Source organism: Streptomyces antibioticus, from assembly GCF_002019855.1.
Classification (GTDB): Bacteria; Actinomycetota; Actinomycetes; order Streptomycetales; family Streptomycetaceae; genus Streptomyces; species Streptomyces antibioticus_B.
On sequence record NZ_CM007717.1, the window covers coordinates 4,093,247 to 4,109,586 of the forward strand.

17 protein-coding genes are annotated in these 16,340 nt (G+C 72.4%); 7 read left to right on the forward strand and 10 right to left on the reverse strand.

Annotation, left to right across the window (positions count from 1 at the left end; all coding sequences use genetic code 11):
• Positions 1-75 precede the first annotated feature (75 nt).
• A complete protein-coding gene (locus AFM16_RS18340) occupies positions 76-1,386 on the forward strand; it encodes an MDR family MFS transporter (protein WP_051780913.1) in 1,311 nt (436 codons plus the stop codon).
• 34 nt (positions 1,387-1,420) lie between these two features.
• Here the strand turns inward: AFM16_RS18340 and AFM16_RS18345 are convergent, their stop codons facing one another.
• Positions 1,421-1,876 carry a DUF2000 domain-containing protein gene (locus tag AFM16_RS18345; RefSeq protein WP_179123286.1) on the reverse strand — a complete coding sequence of 152 codons (456 nt, stop codon included), beginning with the start codon at positions 1,874-1,876 and terminating at the stop codon, positions 1,421-1,423.
• A gap of 49 nt (positions 1,877-1,925) precedes the next feature.
• Here AFM16_RS18345 and AFM16_RS18350 point away from each other — a divergent pair, with 49 nt between their 5' ends.
• Positions 1,926-2,774 (forward strand): AraC family transcriptional regulator, encoded by an 849-nt coding sequence (locus tag AFM16_RS18350; RefSeq protein WP_078633965.1) that lies wholly within the window; start codon positions 1,926-1,928, stop codon positions 2,772-2,774.
• A gap of 17 nt (positions 2,775-2,791) precedes the next feature.
• Here the strand turns inward: AFM16_RS18350 and AFM16_RS18355 are convergent, their stop codons facing one another.
• Both AFM16_RS18355 and mshA read right to left on the reverse strand, forming a co-directional pair.
• Positions 2,792-3,316 carry a type III secretion system chaperone family protein gene (locus tag AFM16_RS18355; RefSeq protein ID WP_078633966.1) on the reverse strand — a complete coding sequence of 175 codons (525 nt, stop codon included), beginning with the start codon at positions 3,314-3,316 and terminating at the stop codon, positions 2,792-2,794.
• Complete coding sequence (gene mshA, locus AFM16_RS18360; protein WP_179123287.1) at positions 3,309-4,649, reverse strand: D-inositol-3-phosphate glycosyltransferase; 1,341 nt, start codon at positions 4,647-4,649, stop codon at positions 3,309-3,311. Before mshA ends, AFM16_RS18355 begins: the two co-directional genes overlap by 8 nt.
• A gap of 212 nt (positions 4,650-4,861) precedes the next feature.
• Here mshA and AFM16_RS18365 point away from each other — a divergent pair, with 212 nt between their 5' ends.
• From AFM16_RS18365 to AFM16_RS18375, 3 genes are all read left to right on the forward strand, one after another.
• A complete protein-coding gene (locus tag AFM16_RS18365) occupies positions 4,862-5,671 on the forward strand; it encodes a class I SAM-dependent methyltransferase (protein ID WP_078637009.1) in 810 nt (269 codons plus the stop codon).
• 956 nt (positions 5,672-6,627) lie between these two features.
• On the forward strand, positions 6,628-7,716 hold the full coding sequence (locus tag AFM16_RS18370; RefSeq protein ID WP_030795175.1) for a C40 family peptidase: 1,089 nt from the start codon (positions 6,628-6,630) through the stop codon (positions 7,714-7,716).
• Between the two features lie 338 nt (positions 7,717-8,054).
• Complete coding sequence (locus AFM16_RS18375) at positions 8,055-9,494, forward strand: PP2C family protein-serine/threonine phosphatase (protein ID WP_078633968.1); 1,440 nt, start codon at positions 8,055-8,057, stop codon at positions 9,492-9,494.
• Positions 9,495-9,581: 87 nt separating this feature from the next.
• Here the strand turns inward: AFM16_RS18375 and AFM16_RS18380 are convergent, their stop codons facing one another.
• The 6 genes from AFM16_RS18380 to AFM16_RS18405 all read right to left on the reverse strand — a co-directional run bounded on the left by AFM16_RS18380 (position 9,582) and on the right by AFM16_RS18405 (position 13,482).
• Positions 9,582-9,920, reverse strand: coding sequence for a DUF2516 family protein (locus AFM16_RS18380; protein ID WP_030795181.1), 339 nt, complete (start codon positions 9,918-9,920; stop codon positions 9,582-9,584).
• Between the two features lie 174 nt (positions 9,921-10,094).
• Entirely contained in the window at positions 10,095-10,763 is a 669-nt protein-coding gene (locus AFM16_RS18385) for a hypothetical protein (RefSeq protein ID WP_030795184.1), read from the reverse strand.
• Positions 10,764-10,900: 137 nt separating this feature from the next.
• Positions 10,901-11,338: a helix-turn-helix domain-containing protein gene (locus AFM16_RS18390; RefSeq protein WP_030795187.1), complete on the reverse strand. Its 438-nt coding sequence runs from the start codon at positions 11,336-11,338 to the stop codon at positions 10,901-10,903.
• A gap of 97 nt (positions 11,339-11,435) precedes the next feature.
• Positions 11,436-11,795 carry a VOC family protein gene (locus tag AFM16_RS18395; protein WP_078633969.1) on the reverse strand — a complete coding sequence of 120 codons (360 nt, stop codon included), beginning with the start codon at positions 11,793-11,795 and terminating at the stop codon, positions 11,436-11,438.
• A gap of 11 nt (positions 11,796-11,806) precedes the next feature.
• Entirely contained in the window at positions 11,807-12,970 is a 1,164-nt protein-coding gene (locus AFM16_RS18400; protein ID WP_209313226.1) for a hypothetical protein, read from the reverse strand.
• 116 nt (positions 12,971-13,086) lie between these two features.
• A complete protein-coding gene (locus AFM16_RS18405) occupies positions 13,087-13,482 on the reverse strand; it encodes a GNAT family N-acetyltransferase (RefSeq protein WP_078633970.1) in 396 nt (131 codons plus the stop codon).
• 112 nt (positions 13,483-13,594) lie between these two features.
• On the opposite strand from AFM16_RS18405, the gene AFM16_RS18410 reads away from it, so the two are divergent.
• Both AFM16_RS18410 and AFM16_RS18415 read left to right on the forward strand, forming a co-directional pair.
• Complete coding sequence (locus tag AFM16_RS18410) at positions 13,595-14,443, forward strand: GNAT family N-acetyltransferase (protein ID WP_030795197.1); 849 nt, start codon at positions 13,595-13,597, stop codon at positions 14,441-14,443.
• Between the two features lie 69 nt (positions 14,444-14,512).
• A complete protein-coding gene (locus AFM16_RS18415) occupies positions 14,513-14,848 on the forward strand; it encodes a YnfA family protein (RefSeq protein ID WP_030795199.1) in 336 nt (111 codons plus the stop codon).
• Between the two features lie 50 nt (positions 14,849-14,898).
• Here AFM16_RS18415 and rox read toward each other — a convergent pair whose 3' ends face one another.
• On the reverse strand, positions 14,899-16,338 hold the full coding sequence (gene rox, locus AFM16_RS18420; RefSeq protein WP_078633971.1) for a rifampin monooxygenase: 1,440 nt from the start codon (positions 16,336-16,338) through the stop codon (positions 14,899-14,901).
• Between the last annotated feature and the right edge of the window lie 2 nt (positions 16,339-16,340).

Sequence of the window (16,340 nt, forward strand, 5' to 3'; positions counted from 1 at the left end):
GTGGTGCTCCCCGCGGCCACCTCCGTAAGTTGCCGTTGCCGCCTTCGCCACTTACACCCTCGGGGGGACTCCGCCATGTCCGTCGCCGTCGTCCGACGTGCCGCACGCGAGACCCTCTCCGGTCTCCCCCGCGAGTTCTGGTGGCTGTGGACCAGCACGCTCGTCAACCGTCTCGGCGCCTTCGTCGCCACCTTCATGGCGCTGTACCTGACCCTCGACCGCGGCTACTCCGCCTTCTACGCCGGTCTCGTCGTCTCCCTGCACGGCCTCGGCGGGGTCGTCTCCTCGCTCGGCGGCGGGGTGATGGCCGACCGGATCGGACGGCGGCCCACCCTGCTCGTCGCGCAGACCGCCACCGCGTTCTCGGTCGCGCTGCTCGCGTTCATCACCGACCCCGTCGCCATCGCCGGGGTCGCCTTCCTGGTCGGCATGGCCTCCAACGCCTCGCGGCCCGCCGTGCAGGCGATGATGGCCGACATCGTGCCGCCCAAGGACCGTATCCGGGCGTTCTCCCTCAACTACTGGGCCATCAACCTCGGCTTCGCCGTCTCCTCCATGGCCGCCGGTTTCATCGCCGAGGTCAGCTACCGGGCCGGGTTCCTGCTGGAGGCGGGGATGACCCTCGTCTGCGCGGTCGTCGTCTTCCTCAAACTGCCCGAGTCACGGCCCGAACGGCAGGAGAAGGCCGGCCGGGAGGACTCCGTAGGACTCGGGACCGTCCTGCGCGACACCCGGTTCATGAGCGTCGTCGGGCTGTCCTTCCTCGTCGCGTTCGTCTTCCAGCAGGGCGCGGTCGGACTGCCGGTCGCGATGGGCGAGGCCGGGTTCACCCCCGCGGACTACGGCATGGCCATCGCCGTCAACGGCTTCCTGATCGTCGTGCTCCAGATCCCGGTCACCCGGTTCATCGAGCACCGCGACCCGCGCCGGCTGCTCGTGATCTCCTCCGCCCTCGCGGGGTACGGCTTCGGACTCACCGCCTTCGCCGGGTCGGTCGGCGTCTTCGCGCTCACCGTCTGCGTGTGGACGCTCGCCGAGATCGTCAACGCGCCGACCCAGACCGGGATCGTCGTCCGTCTCTCCCCCACCCACGGCCGCGGCCGCTACCAGGGCATGTACACGATGTCCTGGGCGGTGGCCTCGCTGGTCGCCCCGGTGATGTCCGGTTTCGTCATCGACCGGTTCGGCGCGGAGTGGCTGTGGGGGATGTGCGCGGTCGTGGGGACGGTGGCGGGCGCCGGGTACGCCGTCCTCATGCGGCGGCTCCCGGAGGAAGAGGGGGATCAGGGGGCGCATCAGGAGGGGCGGGGCCACGACGCCGACCAGGCCGACGGGGAATCTCCGGTCGTGGCGGCGAAGGCCGCCGAGGTGAGCGCCGCCCCCTGAGCCCACGCCCGCCCGGCAGACCCCGGCAGACAAGCTACGGATGCATCCGCGCCCCCTTCAGCACCTTGTCCACCGCGTTCCGCGGCCCGTACACCGCCAGCCCCACCAGATCCAGCTCCGCCGTCGGCACGGCCCGCACCGCCGCCCGGTTGTCGCGGTCGTTGCCGGTGGCGAAGAGGTCGCCGGTGAACACCGCGCGCGGGAGCGAGCGGGCCAGCACGCGCGCGTGGGCGGCGGTCAGCGTCTCCTTCGTCCCCTCGAAGACCAGCACCGGCTGCCGGAACATCGGCAGACTGACCACCCCGTCCGCGTCCTCGTACGGCTCCCCGATCACCTCGGGGGCGGCCGTCCCCAGGCCGCTGACCAGGAACGCGGTGACGTTCAGACGCTGCCAGGACTCCAGGTCGTCCCGCAGCAGGACGGCGATCTTCGTGTCGAAACGGACGGGGGCGTCAGGGTCCCCCATGCTCACAGTGCTCACGGTGCTCATGACGTGAGACTGCCGTCCCGCCCCCGACCCGGTCTTGTACGTTCTTTGCATGGCCTCCCGGCATCCCCGGCCCTCCCGGCATCCCCGGCCCTCCCGGCAGGAAGTCTCCGCCTGGCGCCCGCGCGTCCCGGGCGTCGTCGAGGTCTTCCACGCCCGCTTCACCGAGTACGCGTACCCCATGCACGTCCACGACGCCTGGACGCTGCTCATCGTGGACGACGGCGCCGTACGGTACGACCTCGAACGCCACGAGCACGGCACCCCGCACGACACGGTGACCCTGCTGCCACCGCACGTCCCGCACAACGGCTCCCCCGTCGACCCCAGCGGCTTCCGCAAACGGGTGCTGTACCTGGACGCGAGCGTGCTCGGGGAGGACCTGATCGGGGCGGCGGTGGACGGCCCCGACCTGCGGGACCCGGTGCTGCGGCGGCGGGTGGGACAACTCCACTCCGCGCTCGCCCGCCCCGGCGACGAACTGGAGGCGGACAGCCGGCTGACGCTGATCGGGGAGCGGCTCCGGGACCACCTGGGGCGCACCGAGGGTCCCTCGCGCCCCGCCCCCTCCTCCGACCCGCACCTCGCGCGCCGGCTGCGCGAACTCCTCGACGCGTACGTCGTCCAGGGCATCGGTCTGGAGGAGGCCGCGCGGGTGCTCCAGGCGCATCCGGCGCATCTGGTCCGGGCGTTCAGCGGGGCGTACGGCATCGCGCCGCACCAGTATCTGACCGCCCGCCGGATCGACCGGGCCCGCCGGCTGCTGCTGACGGGCCGTCCGGCGGCCGAGGTCGCGACGGACACCGGTTTCTACGACCAGGCCCATCTCACCCGGCACTTCAGGCGGTTGGTGGGGGTCACTCCGGGGCGCTACTCGGGGTCGGCGGCACGGCGGCCGTGAACGGCGCGTGACCTGGCTCAGTCGGCGGACCGCCGGGTCAGGTGGGCGAACGCGTCCAGGTTGTGGGTGGGTTCGCCACGGGACACCCGCCAGGCGTACTCGCGGCGGATCGCGGAGGCGAAGCCCAGCTCCAGCAGGGTGTTGAAGGCGCCGTCGGCCGCCTCCAGGACCTGGCCGAAGATGCGGTCGATCTCCTCGGCGGTGACGGAGGCGAGCGGGAGGCGGGCGGTGACGTAGATGTCGCCGAGTGGGTCGACGGCGTAACTCACGCCGTACAGCTTGAGGTTGCGCTCCAGGAGCCAGCGGTGGACGCCGGGTTCGTTCTCGTCGGGGTGGCGGATGACGAAGGCGTTCAGCGACAGCGAGTGGCGGCCGACGATCAGCGAGACCGTCGTCTTCAGCTTGCGGGTGCCGGGGAGCTGGACGACGTAGGTGCCGGGTTCGGGGCGCTCCCACTCCAGCTCCGCGTCCGTGAGAAAGCCCTCGATGATCCGTACGGCCGCGGTCTGCTCCATGTCCTGGCCGGTATCCCTGTCACCCATGCTGGGAGCGTACGCGACGGCGGTGGGCCTGGGCGGCGGCCGTGTAGACGTCGGCGGTGGCGGCGGCCGCGGTGTCCCAGCCGAACGACCGGGCGTGCCGGGCGGCGGCCGCGCCCATCCGGGCGGGGAGTTCGGGGCCGTCGGCGAACCGCTCCAGCACGCGCGCGTACGCCGCCGGATCGTGCCCCTGGACCAGGAAGCCGGTCTCGCCGTCCCGCACCGCGACCGGCAGCCCGCCCACGGCGGCCGCGAGGACCGGGGTGCCCGCCGCCTGCGCCTCTATGGCGACCAGGCCGAAGGACTCGCTGTAGGAGGGGACGACGAGGACGGACGCGGCCCGGAACCAGTCCGCGAGCTGGTCCTGGCCGACCGGCGGCCGGAACCGTACGACGTCCGCGACCCCGAGCCGCGCCGCCAGCTTCTGGAGCCCCTCCGGCTTGGCGAGGCCGCTGCCGCTGGGGCCGCCGACGACGGGTACGACGATCCGCGACCGCAGCTCGGGGCGGTTGTCCAGCAGCGCCGCGACCGAGCGGAGCAGCACGTCGGGGGCCTTCAGGGGCTGGATACGGCCCGCGAAGAGGGGGACGAGCGCGTCCTGCGGGAGGCCGAGGCGGGCCCGGGCGGCGGCACGGCCGTCGGCCGGGGAGAAGCGGTCGAGGTTGACGCCCGGGTGGACGACGGCGACCTTGCGGGGGTCGGCGCTGTAGTGCCGTACGAGTTCGTCGGCCTCCTCCGCCGTGTTGGCGATGAGGCGGTCGGCGGCGGAGACGATCTGGGTCTCGCCGATCACGCGCGCGGCGGGCTCGGGGGTGTCGCCGTAGGCCAGGTTGGCGTTCTTGACCTTGGCCATGGTGTGCATGGCGTGCACCAGGGGGGCGCCCCAGCGCTGGGCGGCGAGCCAGCCGACGTGGCCGGAGAGCCAGTAGTGCGAGTGGACGAGGTCGTAGTAGCCGGGGCGGTGGCCGGCCCACGCCTGCATCACGCCGTGGGTGAAGGCGCAGAGCTGGGCGGGGAGGTCCTCCTTGGCGAGGCCCTCGTAGGGGCCGGCGTCGACGTGCCGGACGAGGACGCCGGGTGCCATCTGGACGGTCGGCGGGAGCGCGGCCGTGGTCGCGCGGGTGAAGATCTCGACCTCGATGTTGATGGCGGCGAGGCGCTGGGCCAGCTCCACGATGTAGACGTTCATGCCGCCGGCGTCGCCGGTGCCGGGCTGGTGGAGCGGTGAGGTGTGCACGGAGAGCATCGCCACCCGGCGGGGGCGGCGGTGGAGCCTGAGCCGCGACGGGGCGGCCGCCGTGGAGCGACGCCCGAGCCTGCTGACGTACTGGCTCACGTGACCTTCCTCCTTGCTGCGGGCATGCCGGACGGAGGGGTGTGGGGCTCCCTCCACTGGGCGCCAACGCCGGAGGGCGCGATTCCCATTCCGGGCGGGTGGCGGCGGAGGGGATTTTTGCCTGAGCGTTACCGGGTATCGCTCAACCGTTCGAGGTGCGGGTGCGTCCCTCGCGGCTCGCCGCGGGCTGGCGGCGGCCTACCCTCTTTTCCATGACCTCCCGCGTACATCGCCCCGTGGGCACCGTCACGCGCGGGACCACCAACCCCAACCGGCTGCGCCGCATGGACCGCTGGATCGCCGCGACGCACGGCGCCGAGCTGCGCCGCGCCGCCGACCCGGTGGCGGTCGACCTCGGCTACGGGGCGGCCCCCTGGACGGCCGTCGAGCTGCTGTCCCGGCTGCGGACCGTCGCGCCACGCACGCGTGTCGTCGGCGTCGAGATCGACCCGGCCCGGGTCGCGGCGGCCCGGCCGTACGAGCGGGAGGGGCTGGTCTTCCGGCACGGCGGCTTCGAGATCCCGGTGCCGCAGCGGCCGCACCTCGTCCGCGCCGCGAATGTGCTCCGGCAGTACGACGAGGACCAGGTCGCCGAGGTCTGGCAACGCCTGTGCGCACGGCTCGCGCCGGCGTCCGGGGGGTCGCGGGGCGGGCTCCTCGTCGAGGGCACGTGCGACGAGATCGGACGGCGGCACGTCTGGGTCGCGCTCGGCCCCGAGGGCCCCCGCACGGTCACCTTCGCGACCCGGCTTGGCTCCCTGGACCGCCCGTCCGACCTCGCGGAACGACTCCCGAAGGCCCTGATCCACCGCAACGTCCCCGGCGAGCCGATACACACCTTCCTCCACGACTTCGACCGCGCGTGGGCGGCGGCCGCGCCCTACGCCTCGTACGGCGCCCGCCAACGCTGGATCCGAACGGTCCGCACGTTGACAACCACATGGCCGGTGACGGACGGTCCCACGCGGTGGCGGCAGGGGGAAGTGACGGTGGAGTGGGGGGCGGTGGCGCCTCGGGGGTGAGGGGGGGTGCGGGGGCGCTGAGGGCGCTGAGGGGGTGTCAGGCGTACGGTGCCTGCCGCCGGACGCGGCGCGGTGGCGCGTCGGTGCGGCCCGGAGGGGTGTTGGTGCGGCAGCGGGGGCGCGAGGCCGATCGGGCCGGGTAGGAGATGACAGCCCCGAGGGGAAAGAGCTTGCTGTGTCACGGGAAGGCGGGGTTGAGGCGGCGTCAGGCGTTCGGCGGCCGTCCGTCGGACACGGCAGGGTGTAGTGGGCGCGGCCCGGCGGGGCGTTGCTACGGCAGGAGCCTCGGCGGCGCGAAGCCGACCGGGCCGGGGCACGGGCCAGCGGCCCCAAGGGGGCGGGCTTGCGACGCGGCGGGCACTGCTGCGGCAGACGGCGCGGCTGCGCAGAGCCGACCCGGCTCGGGCAAGGGCTAACGGCCCCGAGGGGAAGGGCTTGCGGAGCCGCCGGACATGGTGCAGCGCGGTGAGGTGCGGCGGGCGTTGCCCGGCAGGGCTTCAGCGCGGCAGAAGCCTCAGCGCCGCGGAGCCGACCGTCCCACCGGGGCAAGGGCAGGCGGTGTCGCGAGGAGGCGGGGCGTCAGGCGCTCGGTGCCGGCTGCCGACGCGGAGCCGGTGAGGTGGACGCGGCCCGGCGGGGTGCCGACCGGACCCGGGCAAGGACCCCCCGGCCGCAGGGGCGTCGGCACCGGAGGCTCGCCCGGACGTCCGCCGCCAACCCCGCACGGCAGCCCCCCGCTTCGGGGCCATCCGCCCCGATCGTTCACCCGTTCGTGGACGGTGGAACGATCTCCGTGAGCCGTTCGTCACATGGGCAGGGCGGTCGACATGGTGCGGAGGATGCGTGGGGAGGAGTGGTCCCGTCGGGTCACGGCCTCTGTCGTTTTCCACCGTGACGTGGCACGATCCCCCGGGCACCGTAAGTTACTGACGGGAAATCAGTCGAGGGGACGGGGTATGGGGCGGAGCAAGCGCAGCGTGTACGCGGTGGCGGTGGCCGTCGTCTGCGCGGTGACCGTGCTGGGCGCACCCGGCATGGCGTTCGCGAGTCCGGCCCCGCCGGCCCCGTCGTCGGCACCGACCACCAGCCCGGACCTGACCCCCGCTCCGAGCACCGATCTCGAAGCCGTACGCGAGAAGCTCGACGCGCTGTACCACGACGCCGCGGTGGCGACCGACGCCTACAACGCGGCGGAGGAAGCGGCGGAGAAGCAGTCCGCGGAGATCGTCGCCCTGGCGAAGAAGATCGTCGAGGGCCAGAAGAAGCTGGACGACCTCAAGGACCGCGCCGGCGCCGCGGCCCGCTCCCAGTACCGCACCGGCGGCCTGCCCGACGAGGCCCAGTTGATGCTGAGCGACGACCCGGGCGACTTCCTGGACGGCGCCGGCCGGGTCATCCAGGGCCAGCGCGCCACGAAGGGCCTGCTCGGCGAACTGACCCGGACGCAGGAGGACTTGGAACAGTACTCCCGGGACGCCTCGGCCCAGTGGCAGAAGCTGGAGGCCAACCGCAAGGTCAAGGCGACCGCCCAGAAGCGGATCGAGAAGCAGATCGCCGCGGCGAAGAAGCTCGAATCGCAACTGGAGAAGGAGGAGAAGGAGCGCCTCGCCAAGCTCCAGGAGCAGGCCGCCCTGAAGGCCCAGACGGCCTGGCTGGACACCGGGATACTCGACGAGATCGACGGCAAGGCGTCCGCGCAGGGCAAGAAGGCGATCAAGTACGCCACCGCGCAGATCGGCAAGCCCTACGAGTGGGGCGCCGAGGGCCCCGCCACCTACGACTGCTCCGGGCTGACCTCCGAGGCATGGAGAAGCGCCGGCACCACCATCCCCCGTACCTCGCAGGAGCAGTGGAAGCAGTTGCACCGGGTCGCCGTGAAGGACATGCGTCCCGGCGATCTGATCATCTACTTCGACGACGCGAGCCATGTCGCGCTGTACGTGGGGGACGGCGCGATCGTCCACGCCCCGCGCCCGGGCCGCGACATCACCCTGGCGGGGGCGGGCACGATGCCGATCCTCGGTGTGGTCCGCCCGGACGCGTGAGCCGAATCCGTACGACAGACGCGTAGGGCAAAACAGCCAAAAAGGGGTTAACTCTCTTGCCCGGCCCACCGCGAGGCCGGGCGGGTGACCCCCACCACGTGACCCACGGCACCCCGGACGGCCGCCAAACTCCGTACGGACGTGACGTTCGTCATCCCCGCACCCGGCCCACCCTGCCCAACTGCGGTAGGGATCGCGGCATATGACAGCGGCCTGAGATCAAGCTGGGTGTCGCACACCATTCCGCTGCGGCGCCTTCTGCCGCTATGGTCCCCGTCGGTGGGTCGAGGTCCCTCGCCCCCGCCATGCCCTCGGGGGGAGGGAAGGAACCCAAGACGATGCCCGTACCCGTACCGCGGCAGAGAGCGATCCCGGCCGTGGAAAGTGGTCAGGCGCCGGCCGCGCCCACAGTCGGCGGCCCCTCCGAGGCAGAAGCTCCGCTCCACCGGGACCCCGCCCGCAAGGAAGAGACCGTTCGCAACGACGCGACAGCCGAGGACGACAGCGCGCGCACCGCCACGTCCACCGCCACGCCCGCCACCGCACCCACCGCGCCCACCGCCGTGCACCCGGCCCCGCGCCCGGCGCCGCACGGCACCTCGCACACCACCGCGCTCACCCTGCTGCTGATCGAGGACGATCCCGCGGCCGGACCGATCGTCCCCGACCTGCGGGACTCCGACGGCAAGCCGATGCGCGTCCGCACCGCCCGCAACCTCACCGAGGCCGGCCGGCTGCTCACCGACGACGTGCACTGCATCCTGCTCGACCTGACGCTGCCCGCCCCCGGCCGCGCCGCCGGCGACGACGAACTCGCCGTACTCCGGCACGTCCTGGAGCTGGCCCCCCGGCACGCCGTGCTCGCACTCACCGCGTCCGGCGACGCCGAGCGCGGCGCCGAAGCGGTGCGCGTGGGCGCCCAGGACTACCTCTTCCGCGACGAGCTGGACAGCCGCCTGCTCAGCCGCGCGATCCGCTACGCCGTGGAGAGGAAACGTTCCGACACGGCGGAGCGACGGCTGGCCGAGGGCCGGCTGCGGGCGCAGGAGAACGCCCGCCTGGAGCGCGGCCTGCTGCCCACGCCCCTGCTGGAGGGCTCCCCGCTGCGCTTCGCCGCCCGCTACCGCCCCGGCCGCTCCCGCGCCCTGCTCGGCGGCGACTTCTACGACACGGTCCGCACCCCCGACGGCACCGTGCACGCCATGATCGGTGACGTCTGCGGCCATGGCCCGGACGAGGCCGCGCTCGGCGTGGAGCTGCGGATCGCCTGGCGGGCGCTGACCCTGGCCGGGCTGTGCGGGGACGAGCTGCTCAACACGCTCCAGCAGGTGCTGGAGCACGAACGCGACGACGACGAGATCTTCGCGACCCTGTGCACCGTCGACATCGCGCCGGACGGCCGCCGCGCGGGTCTGTGCCTGGCCGGCCATCCGGCACCGCTGATCGCCCGCCCCGACCGGCCGGCGCGGCTGCTGCCGTACGAGAACAACGGCCCGGCGCTCGGACTGCTGCCGGGTGCCCGCTGGCCGCGGATGCAGGTGGAGCTGGGCGCACGGTGGAGCCTGATGCTCTACACCGACGGGCTGATCGAGGGCCGTATCGGCGACGGCCGCGAGCGGCTCGGCCAGGACGGCATGGTGGAGATGATCCGCCGCCAGATCGCTGAGGGACTGAGCGGCGAGGAGCTGCTGCGGGCCGCGGTGAACGAGGTGCGCGAGCTGAACGGCGGCGAACTGACGGACGACGTGGCGCTGGTCCTGCTGGACCGGGTGCCGTAACGCCGCACTGGATGCCGTAACGCCGCGAGCCCGCGCGCCCGCCTGCCAGGTCAGCCGGGGGGCACCGGGGGGCGCCGGGGTGGGTGCTTACCGTCCGCCGTTGTACGGCCCGTACGGTCCGTCGCTGCTGGAGCCGCCGCCGCGCTGCCCGCGCCCGCCGCCGGGCAGGGAGCGCAGGGCCGGGCGGACGTCCACCATGTAGACGATCGTCGCGATCAGCCCGATGATCGGCAGGAACGAGAAGATGTTGAAGATCAGGTTCACCACGAAGGCGAGCCCGAGGACGATCAGCCAGAAGGGCTTGGTCTGCTTGTCGGCAGCCCGGTAGCCGTCCTCCCGGCGGATCGCGGCGTCGATCAGAGCGAAGCCGCTGAACACGATCAGGGCCAGGCTCAACAGCGCCAGGAAATTGTCGAACCCCTGCATCAGCACTACGTCCACCACCCGATTCGGCACGTCCCGGCTCGTACTTACGCGGTCACCGTACCCGCAACCACGCCGCTCCTACCCGTTCAGTCCGTACAACGGGCCGGGCACCCGATGAGTGCCCGGCCCATGACCGTATGTCCACGTCCTCCGTGCCCAGCCGGGCCGTCGGTCTCACTTGGCCGGCGGCGTGGGCTTCTTCGCGGGGGCCTTGCGGGCGGCCGGGGCCTTCTTGGCGACCGGCTTCTTGGCGGCGGGCTCCGGCTTGACGGCGGCGGGCTCGGCCTTGACCGCGGCGGGGGCCGGCACGGGGGCGGGCTCCGGCTTCGGCTCGGCGCTCGGCTCGACCGCGACGGCGATCTCCTCGATGCCCTCGGCGGCCTCGCCGCGCCAGGTCTTCACGGCCTGCTCGCCGTGCTCGGCGACCTTCTCGTAGGTCTCACGGGCCTTGACGGCGTACTCGGCGGCGACGCCGACACCGCGCAGCGCGAGGTCCTGGGCGGACTCGCCGAGCTTCTTCAGGTCGGCGTCGAGGGTGCTGCCGAGCTTCTTGATGTCACCGTCGAGGGTGGTGATGAAGTCGTTGACCTTGGCCTGGAAGGTCTCCTGCGCCTCCTTGGCCTTGGCACCGGCCTCCTTGGCGCGGGCGGCGGCCCTCTCCTGCACGGCCTTGGGGTCGGTGTTGCGGACGGCGTCGATCCGCGCCGGGGCCTCGGAGCGGAGCTGCTCGACCAGACCGGGCACCTTCTTCGCCTGCTGGAGGGCGAGGTCGGCCGTACCGGCGGCGAAGTAGAGCGGGGTCGGGTCGCTGAAGGTCTTGCGCAGATCGTCGGTGATGGCCATGGTGAAGCGTCCTCCCGGATGCGTGGGTCGTTCGTCGAGTTCGTCTTGTTCGTCGTGCTCTTCGTGCTCTTCGTGCTCTTCGTGTTCGGCTGAGGGTGGTACAGGTCCGCGGCGGGACGGCCGGTCCCCTGGTCCGGTCAACTGGCCGTCTGCTGCGGACCGGCGTCACCGCCCGGCTCCGGAATGTCCGTCCGTCCGTCGTCCGCAGGGCTCTCCCGTACGGTCTCGAATCCGTTCTCCTTGCGGAAGGACTCGTAGATCTGGAGGAGCGCCTGCTTCTGCGCCTCGGTCAGGGTGGGATCGGCGAGGATGACCGCGCGGGTCTCGACCTCGTCCCGGTCCCGCTCCGCGTCGAGGATGCCGGCCCGCACGTACAGCGTCTCCGCGGAGATGCGCAGCGCCTTGGCGACCTGCTGGAGCACCTCCGCGCTCGGCTTGCGCAGCCCGCGCTCGATCTGGCTCAGATACGGATTGGACACCCCGGCGGCATCGGCGAGCTGCCGAAGCGAGAGCTTGGCGTTCCGCCGCTGCTCGCGCAGGTAGTCACCGAGATTGCCGACGTTGAGCGATGCCATGCCTCCACCTTGCCCCACCCCCGCTAACTTTTGCAAGCACCTGCTTGCAAAAGTGTGTCGGAGGGGCGTTTACCGGGGGGGGGCGGCAGGGGTTCGATCAGCGCGTGAGGATGCAGAAGGGATGCCCGGCCGGGTCTAGCAGGACCCGGGCCCGGTCCCCGTGCGGCTGGTGGTCCGGCTTGCTCGCGCCCAGCTCCAGCAGGCGTGCCTCGGCCGCGTCCAAGTCCTCGTCGACCTTGAAGCAGATGTGGAGCTGCTGAGGGACGGTCTGGTCGGGCCAGCTCGGAGCACGGTAGGCGTCGACGCGCTGAAACCCGATGAAGAGCCCGTGCTCACCGTTGAGTCCCGCGAAGTCGGCGTCCGACTTCGGATGCGGTTCGAGGCCGGTGGCCTGCTGGTAGAACGCGGCCAGGGCCAACGGGTCGGGGCAGTCGAGATTGATCGCGATCAACTTCATCCGCACGGAGACTACGCGGCCGTGTCGGCGAAGCGGACCCGTACCGCGACCAAGGCGCCCTTCGCGTCCAGGTCGGCCGACACGGGGAAGTAGCCGTCGCCCCAGGTCGTCATCGCGCAGAGAAGGCGGGCGTCGCCGATGTCCACGGTTCCGGACTCGGTCTCGGAGGCGCGGACCTGGCGCATGACCTGCCAGTGGTGGGAGTGGGGGCGGAAGTCCACCATCAGGCCCCGCCCGGGCTGCTCCTCCTTCCACTTCTGCACGGCGAGGGCCTTCTCCACCGCCTCCGTCACGGCCAGCCCGGTCCATCCGCGGACACCGTCCTCGCCGGGCTCCCCCAGTTCCGGTGCCGCGAACGCCTCGGCGGCTTCGTCCGCGGCGGCGCCCCAGAACGCGACGTCGGCCAGGCCGTCCACCGGATCGTCGTGCCGCCAGGCGTTCAGGGCGTCGGCGTCACCGAAGAGCACCCGGCCCCAGTCGACGCCGATGTCCCCCAGTGGCACGGACGACTCCACCTCGGCGTCGCTCACCCGGACCGACATCTCGGCCCAGCGCACACCGTCCCCGGCGTCGACCCGTGACGCCAGCACCGGCAGGTGACGGTCACGGGGCACCCCGCCGACCACGACGACCGGCACCCCGAACATCAGAAAACTCCCACCGCCTTCAGCGGCAGTCCGCCGCACACGCCGCGCATGCGACTCACGGCCCGGCAACGCCTCCAGACGGGCATCCAGCCCGGCACCCCGACAGTGCTCCTCGAACATCGCCGTCAGCTCCGCCGCCCGGGAGGCGGGGATGTCGTGCAGCACCCGGCCCGGCTGCCGATCAAAACTACGGACCGCCGCCGAGGCATCCGGCCCGACGCCGACGAGGTCGACCGAACCGAGCACATCGGCAACCATCGCCGGATCGTCGACACCGAGCAGCGCCGGGTCGATCTCCGCGGGCGACCGCTCCCCACTCCACAGCCCCAGATGCCCACCGTCCACCAGGACCAGAATCCCCGCCGGACAACTGATCTCACCGAGCCTGTAGATCGTTTCCATGGCGCGGGAGTCTACGGTCGCCGTCGGGAGTCCTACGAAGAGGCCGCGCGCCGGGAGTTGGGCGAGGAACAGGGCGTCCTTCACCTTGCGGTGCCGCACCTGCTCGCCGACGAAGTCGCATGGCACGGGTGGTTGGAGGAGTCCGAGTTGTTCGAGTTCATGGGGCGGCGGGCCTTTACGCCGGACAGCAGGCCGATGCTCGACCGGTATCTCCGCGCCTCAGGGCGGTGAGCGTCTCGGCGTCACAGCGCGATCAACCCCGCCACCGTCCCCCTGAAGCCGCACGCGTCGAAGTAGAACGGCCGCAGGTGTTCTTCGAAGTCGACGTGCAGCCACTCGCACCCCGCCGTGCGGGAGCCCTCGGCGGCGACCTTGATCAGGGTGGCGCCCACGCCGTTCGAGCGGCTGTGTCGGGCGACGACCGTGTCCAGGATGAAGGCGTGGACTCCGCCGTCCCAGGCGACGTTGACGAAGCCGACCAGGCGATCGTCTTCGCGGGCGCAGACCCAGCCGAGGCTGTGGCGTTGGAGGCGGGTGCGCCAGTCCGTCCGGCCCACCGGGTGGTCGAACCCTTCGGCGTGCAGTGCGTTGAGGGCCGAGTTGTCGATGTCGCCTCGCCACTCGTATCTGATCGTCATGGTGCGAAGTCAACAGCCTCGTCCCCGTCGAACGGCTGGGGCAGGATGGACTCACGTCACTGCGGTGGCGTTCGTGGCCGGCGGAAGGAAAAGGAAGAGGGGGACCCGAAGCATGTCCGCGGACGACTGGTACCTCACCGAAGACGTCGACGACTTCCTCGCGCGTGCCGGAGGGTTTCTGCGTTCGCGGCCCGGGGCGCACGTCATGCAGCTCACCTGGGCCGAGCGGGTGCGGGTGCGGGGCCTGGCCGCTCTCTTCGGTGTGTCGGGGCGGGGGCGTGAGGTCCACGGCACCTTCTTCCGGCTCCAAGACCGTGGTCTCGGGCTCTCCCCCCTCACCCCCGAGCAGGCCGACTCCCTCGCCGCCCGGCTGGCCGCCCTGGGGCACGCCGTGCCGTCCGTCAGCGCGGACGAGCGGACCGCCGTCGCCTTCGCCGAGGCGTGGCGGCGGCACAGCGGGGTCGCGGCGACACCCCGTGACCTGCGGCTCCGTCTGTACCGGCTCGGCACGCTCACCCCGCCGGAGCCACCACCGGCGGGCCGGGCTCGTGTGCTGGGCGAGCAGGATCTCGACCAAGTCGTCTTCTGGTGCGGCAAGTTCGCGAGATCTGTCGGCGAGGACGTCTTCCTCGACGCCGCCACCTGGGCCGGCAGCCGCTTCGCCGACAAGCGCTACACGCTCTGGGAGACCCCGGACGGCACCCCCGTCTCCGTCGCCGGCGCCAACCCGCTGATCGGCGGCCAGATCCAGGTGGACGTCGTCCACACCCCGGCCCACCTGCGCGGACGCGGCTACGCGGGCGCCGTCGTGACGGAGGTGAGCCGGGCCGCGCTGGCCGCGGGCGCGCAGGACGTCGTCCTGTTCGCGGACCTCTCCAACCCCACCAGCAACGCCCTCTACCAGCGCCTCGGCTACCGCACCCTCACCGACTGGGCGGGGTACGACTTCGACGGCGGATGAGGTCCCAGGGCCGAAGTGGCGTTCCAGTGCCGAAGTGGGGCTCCCGGGCCCGGCCGGTAGGGTCCCGGCATGGTCGTCGCCCGTTCCGTCGCTCTGTTCGCAGTCGCCGCTCTCTTCGAGATCGGTGGCGCCTGGCTGGTCTGGCAGGGCATCCGCGAGCACAGGGGCTGGGTCTGGATCGGGGCCGGAGTCGTCGCGCTGGGGCTCTACGGCGTGGTCGCGACCCTCCAGTCCGACGACAACTTCGGCCGCATCCTCGCCGCGTACGGCGGGGTCTTCGTCGCCGGGTCCATCGCCTGGGGCATGGTCGCCGACGGCTACCGGCCCGACCGCTGGGACGTCGCCGGCGCCCTGGTGTGCCTCGCGGGGATGGCCGTCATCATGTACGCGCCGCGCGGGAACTGACCAAACGATCAGCGGTCAGCGTTGAGCGGTCCGCGGTGAGCGGTCCACGATCAGTCGTCGGCCTTGCCGAACCACCTCGGGAGTCGGCCGAGCAGCTCCCGCTGGTCCTCCCCCGCCCACGCCACGTGCCCGTCCGGGCGGAGCAGGACCGCCGGGACGTCGAGTTCCTCGCTGACGTCCACGACGTGGTCGACCCGGTCCCCCCAGCCCGCCACCGACAACCGGCCGGTCTGGTCGAGCAGGAGGCCGCGGCCGGTGCGCGTCAGCTCGTAGAGGCGGCCGCGCTTCAGGGTGATGTCCCGCATGCGGCGGCCGAGCAGCTCGTGGCCGTCGCCGAAATCGTCGCCGAAGTCGTAGCGGACGCCGATGGCGGTGATCTTCTCGATCAGGTGGCGGTTGACGTCCTCGAATTCGACGAGTTCCGACAGCAGCCGGCGCACCGCCTGCGGGCCGGGGGCGGTGGACATCAGCTCCATCTGCGCGCGGGTGTTGTCCAGCACGGCGGTCGCCACCGGGTGCCGTTCGGCGTGGTAGCTGTCCAGGAGGTCCGGCGGCGCCCAGCCGGCCACCTCTGCGGCCAGCTTCCAGCCCAGGTTGAACGCGTCCTGGACACCGAGGTTCAGCCCCTGCCCGCCGGTCGGCGGGTGGATGTGCGCGGCGTCGCCGGCCAGCAGCACCCGGCCGACCCGGTAGCGCTCGGCCTGCCGGGTGGCGTCGCCGAAGCGGGAGAGCCAGCGCGGCGCGTGCACGCCGAAGTCGGTACCGGCGTACGCCCGGAGCTGCCGCTTGAAGTCGTCCAGGGTCGGCGGGACCGTGCGGTCCTCGGCCACCCCGTCGGCGGGTACGACGACACGGTAGGCGCCGTCTCCGAGCGGCCCGAGGCCGAACCTCTTCTCGGTCTCGCGCACCCGGGCCACCACGGCGGCCAGCTCCTCCGGTTCCGTCGTCACCCGCATCTCGCCCAGCAGCGTCTCGACCCGGGCGGGCTCGCCGGGGAAGCCGACGCCGAGCAGCTTGCGCACGGTGCTGCGGCCGCCGTCGCAGCCGACGAGATGGCGGGCGCGCAGCCGGGTGCCGTCGGCGAGGTCGACGGTCACGCCGTCGTCGTCCTGGCTCAGGCCGACCAGTTCGTGGCCGCGCCGGATCTCGGCGCCGAGGTCCGTGGCGTGCTCGGCGAGCAGACGGTCGGTGACGGTCTGCGGGATGCCGAGGACGTACGAGTGCGCGGTGTCCAGCCGTTCGGGCCAGCGGGTGCCGAGGCCGGCGAAGAAGCCGCCGACCCTGTGCTGGGTGCCGTGCGCGAGGAAGCGTTCCAGCAGGCCGCGCTGATCCATCACCTCGATGCTGCGCACGTGCAGACCGAGCGCGCGGACGACCGGAGTCGGTTCCGGGTCCCGCTCCAGCACGAGCACCCGTACGCCGTGCAGGCGCAGCTCGGCGGCGAGCATCAGCCCGGTCGGCCCGGCACCGACCACGATCACGTCTGTCATGA

Excerpts from the sequence above, each read along its gene's own strand:
- AFM16_RS18385 (WP_030795184.1), bottom strand. The coding sequence starts at position 10,763 with ATGGCCATCACCGACGATCTGCGCAAGACCTTCAGCGACCCGACCCCG.
- AFM16_RS18370 (WP_030795175.1), top strand. The coding sequence starts at position 6,628 with ATGGGGCGGAGCAAGCGCAGCGTGTACGCGGTGGCGGTGGCCGTCGTC.
- AFM16_RS18355 (WP_078633966.1), bottom strand. The coding sequence starts at position 3,316 with ATGGGTGACAGGGATACCGGCCAGGACATGGAGCAGACCGCGGCCGTA.
- AFM16_RS18380 (WP_030795181.1), bottom strand. The coding sequence starts at position 9,920 with ATGCAGGGGTTCGACAATTTCCTGGCGCTGTTGAGCCTGGCCCTGATC.
- AFM16_RS18365 (WP_078637009.1), top strand. The coding sequence starts at position 4,862 with ATGACCTCCCGCGTACATCGCCCCGTGGGCACCGTCACGCGCGGGACC.
- AFM16_RS18395 (WP_078633969.1), bottom strand. The coding sequence starts at position 11,795 with ATGAAGTTGATCGCGATCAATCTCGACTGCCCCGACCCGTTGGCCCTG.
- AFM16_RS18340 (WP_051780913.1), top strand. The coding sequence starts at position 76 with ATGTCCGTCGCCGTCGTCCGACGTGCCGCACGCGAGACCCTCTCCGGT.
- AFM16_RS18345 (WP_179123286.1), bottom strand. The coding sequence starts at position 1,876 with ATGAGCACCGTGAGCACTGTGAGCATGGGGGACCCTGACGCCCCCGTC.
- AFM16_RS18405 (WP_078633970.1), bottom strand. The coding sequence starts at position 13,482 with ATGACGATCAGATACGAGTGGCGAGGCGACATCGACAACTCGGCCCTC.
- AFM16_RS18415 (WP_030795199.1), top strand. The coding sequence starts at position 14,513 with ATGGTCGTCGCCCGTTCCGTCGCTCTGTTCGCAGTCGCCGCTCTCTTC.
- AFM16_RS18410 (WP_030795197.1), top strand. The coding sequence starts at position 13,595 with ATGTCCGCGGACGACTGGTACCTCACCGAAGACGTCGACGACTTCCTC.
- AFM16_RS18350 (WP_078633965.1), top strand. The coding sequence starts at position 1,926 with ATGGCCTCCCGGCATCCCCGGCCCTCCCGGCATCCCCGGCCCTCCCGG.
- rox (WP_078633971.1), bottom strand. The coding sequence starts at position 16,338 with ATGACAGACGTGATCGTGGTCGGTGCCGGGCCGACCGGGCTGATGCTC.
- AFM16_RS18375 (WP_078633968.1), top strand. The coding sequence starts at position 8,055 with ATGCCCGTACCCGTACCGCGGCAGAGAGCGATCCCGGCCGTGGAAAGT.
- AFM16_RS18390 (WP_030795187.1), bottom strand. The coding sequence starts at position 11,338 with ATGGCATCGCTCAACGTCGGCAATCTCGGTGACTACCTGCGCGAGCAG.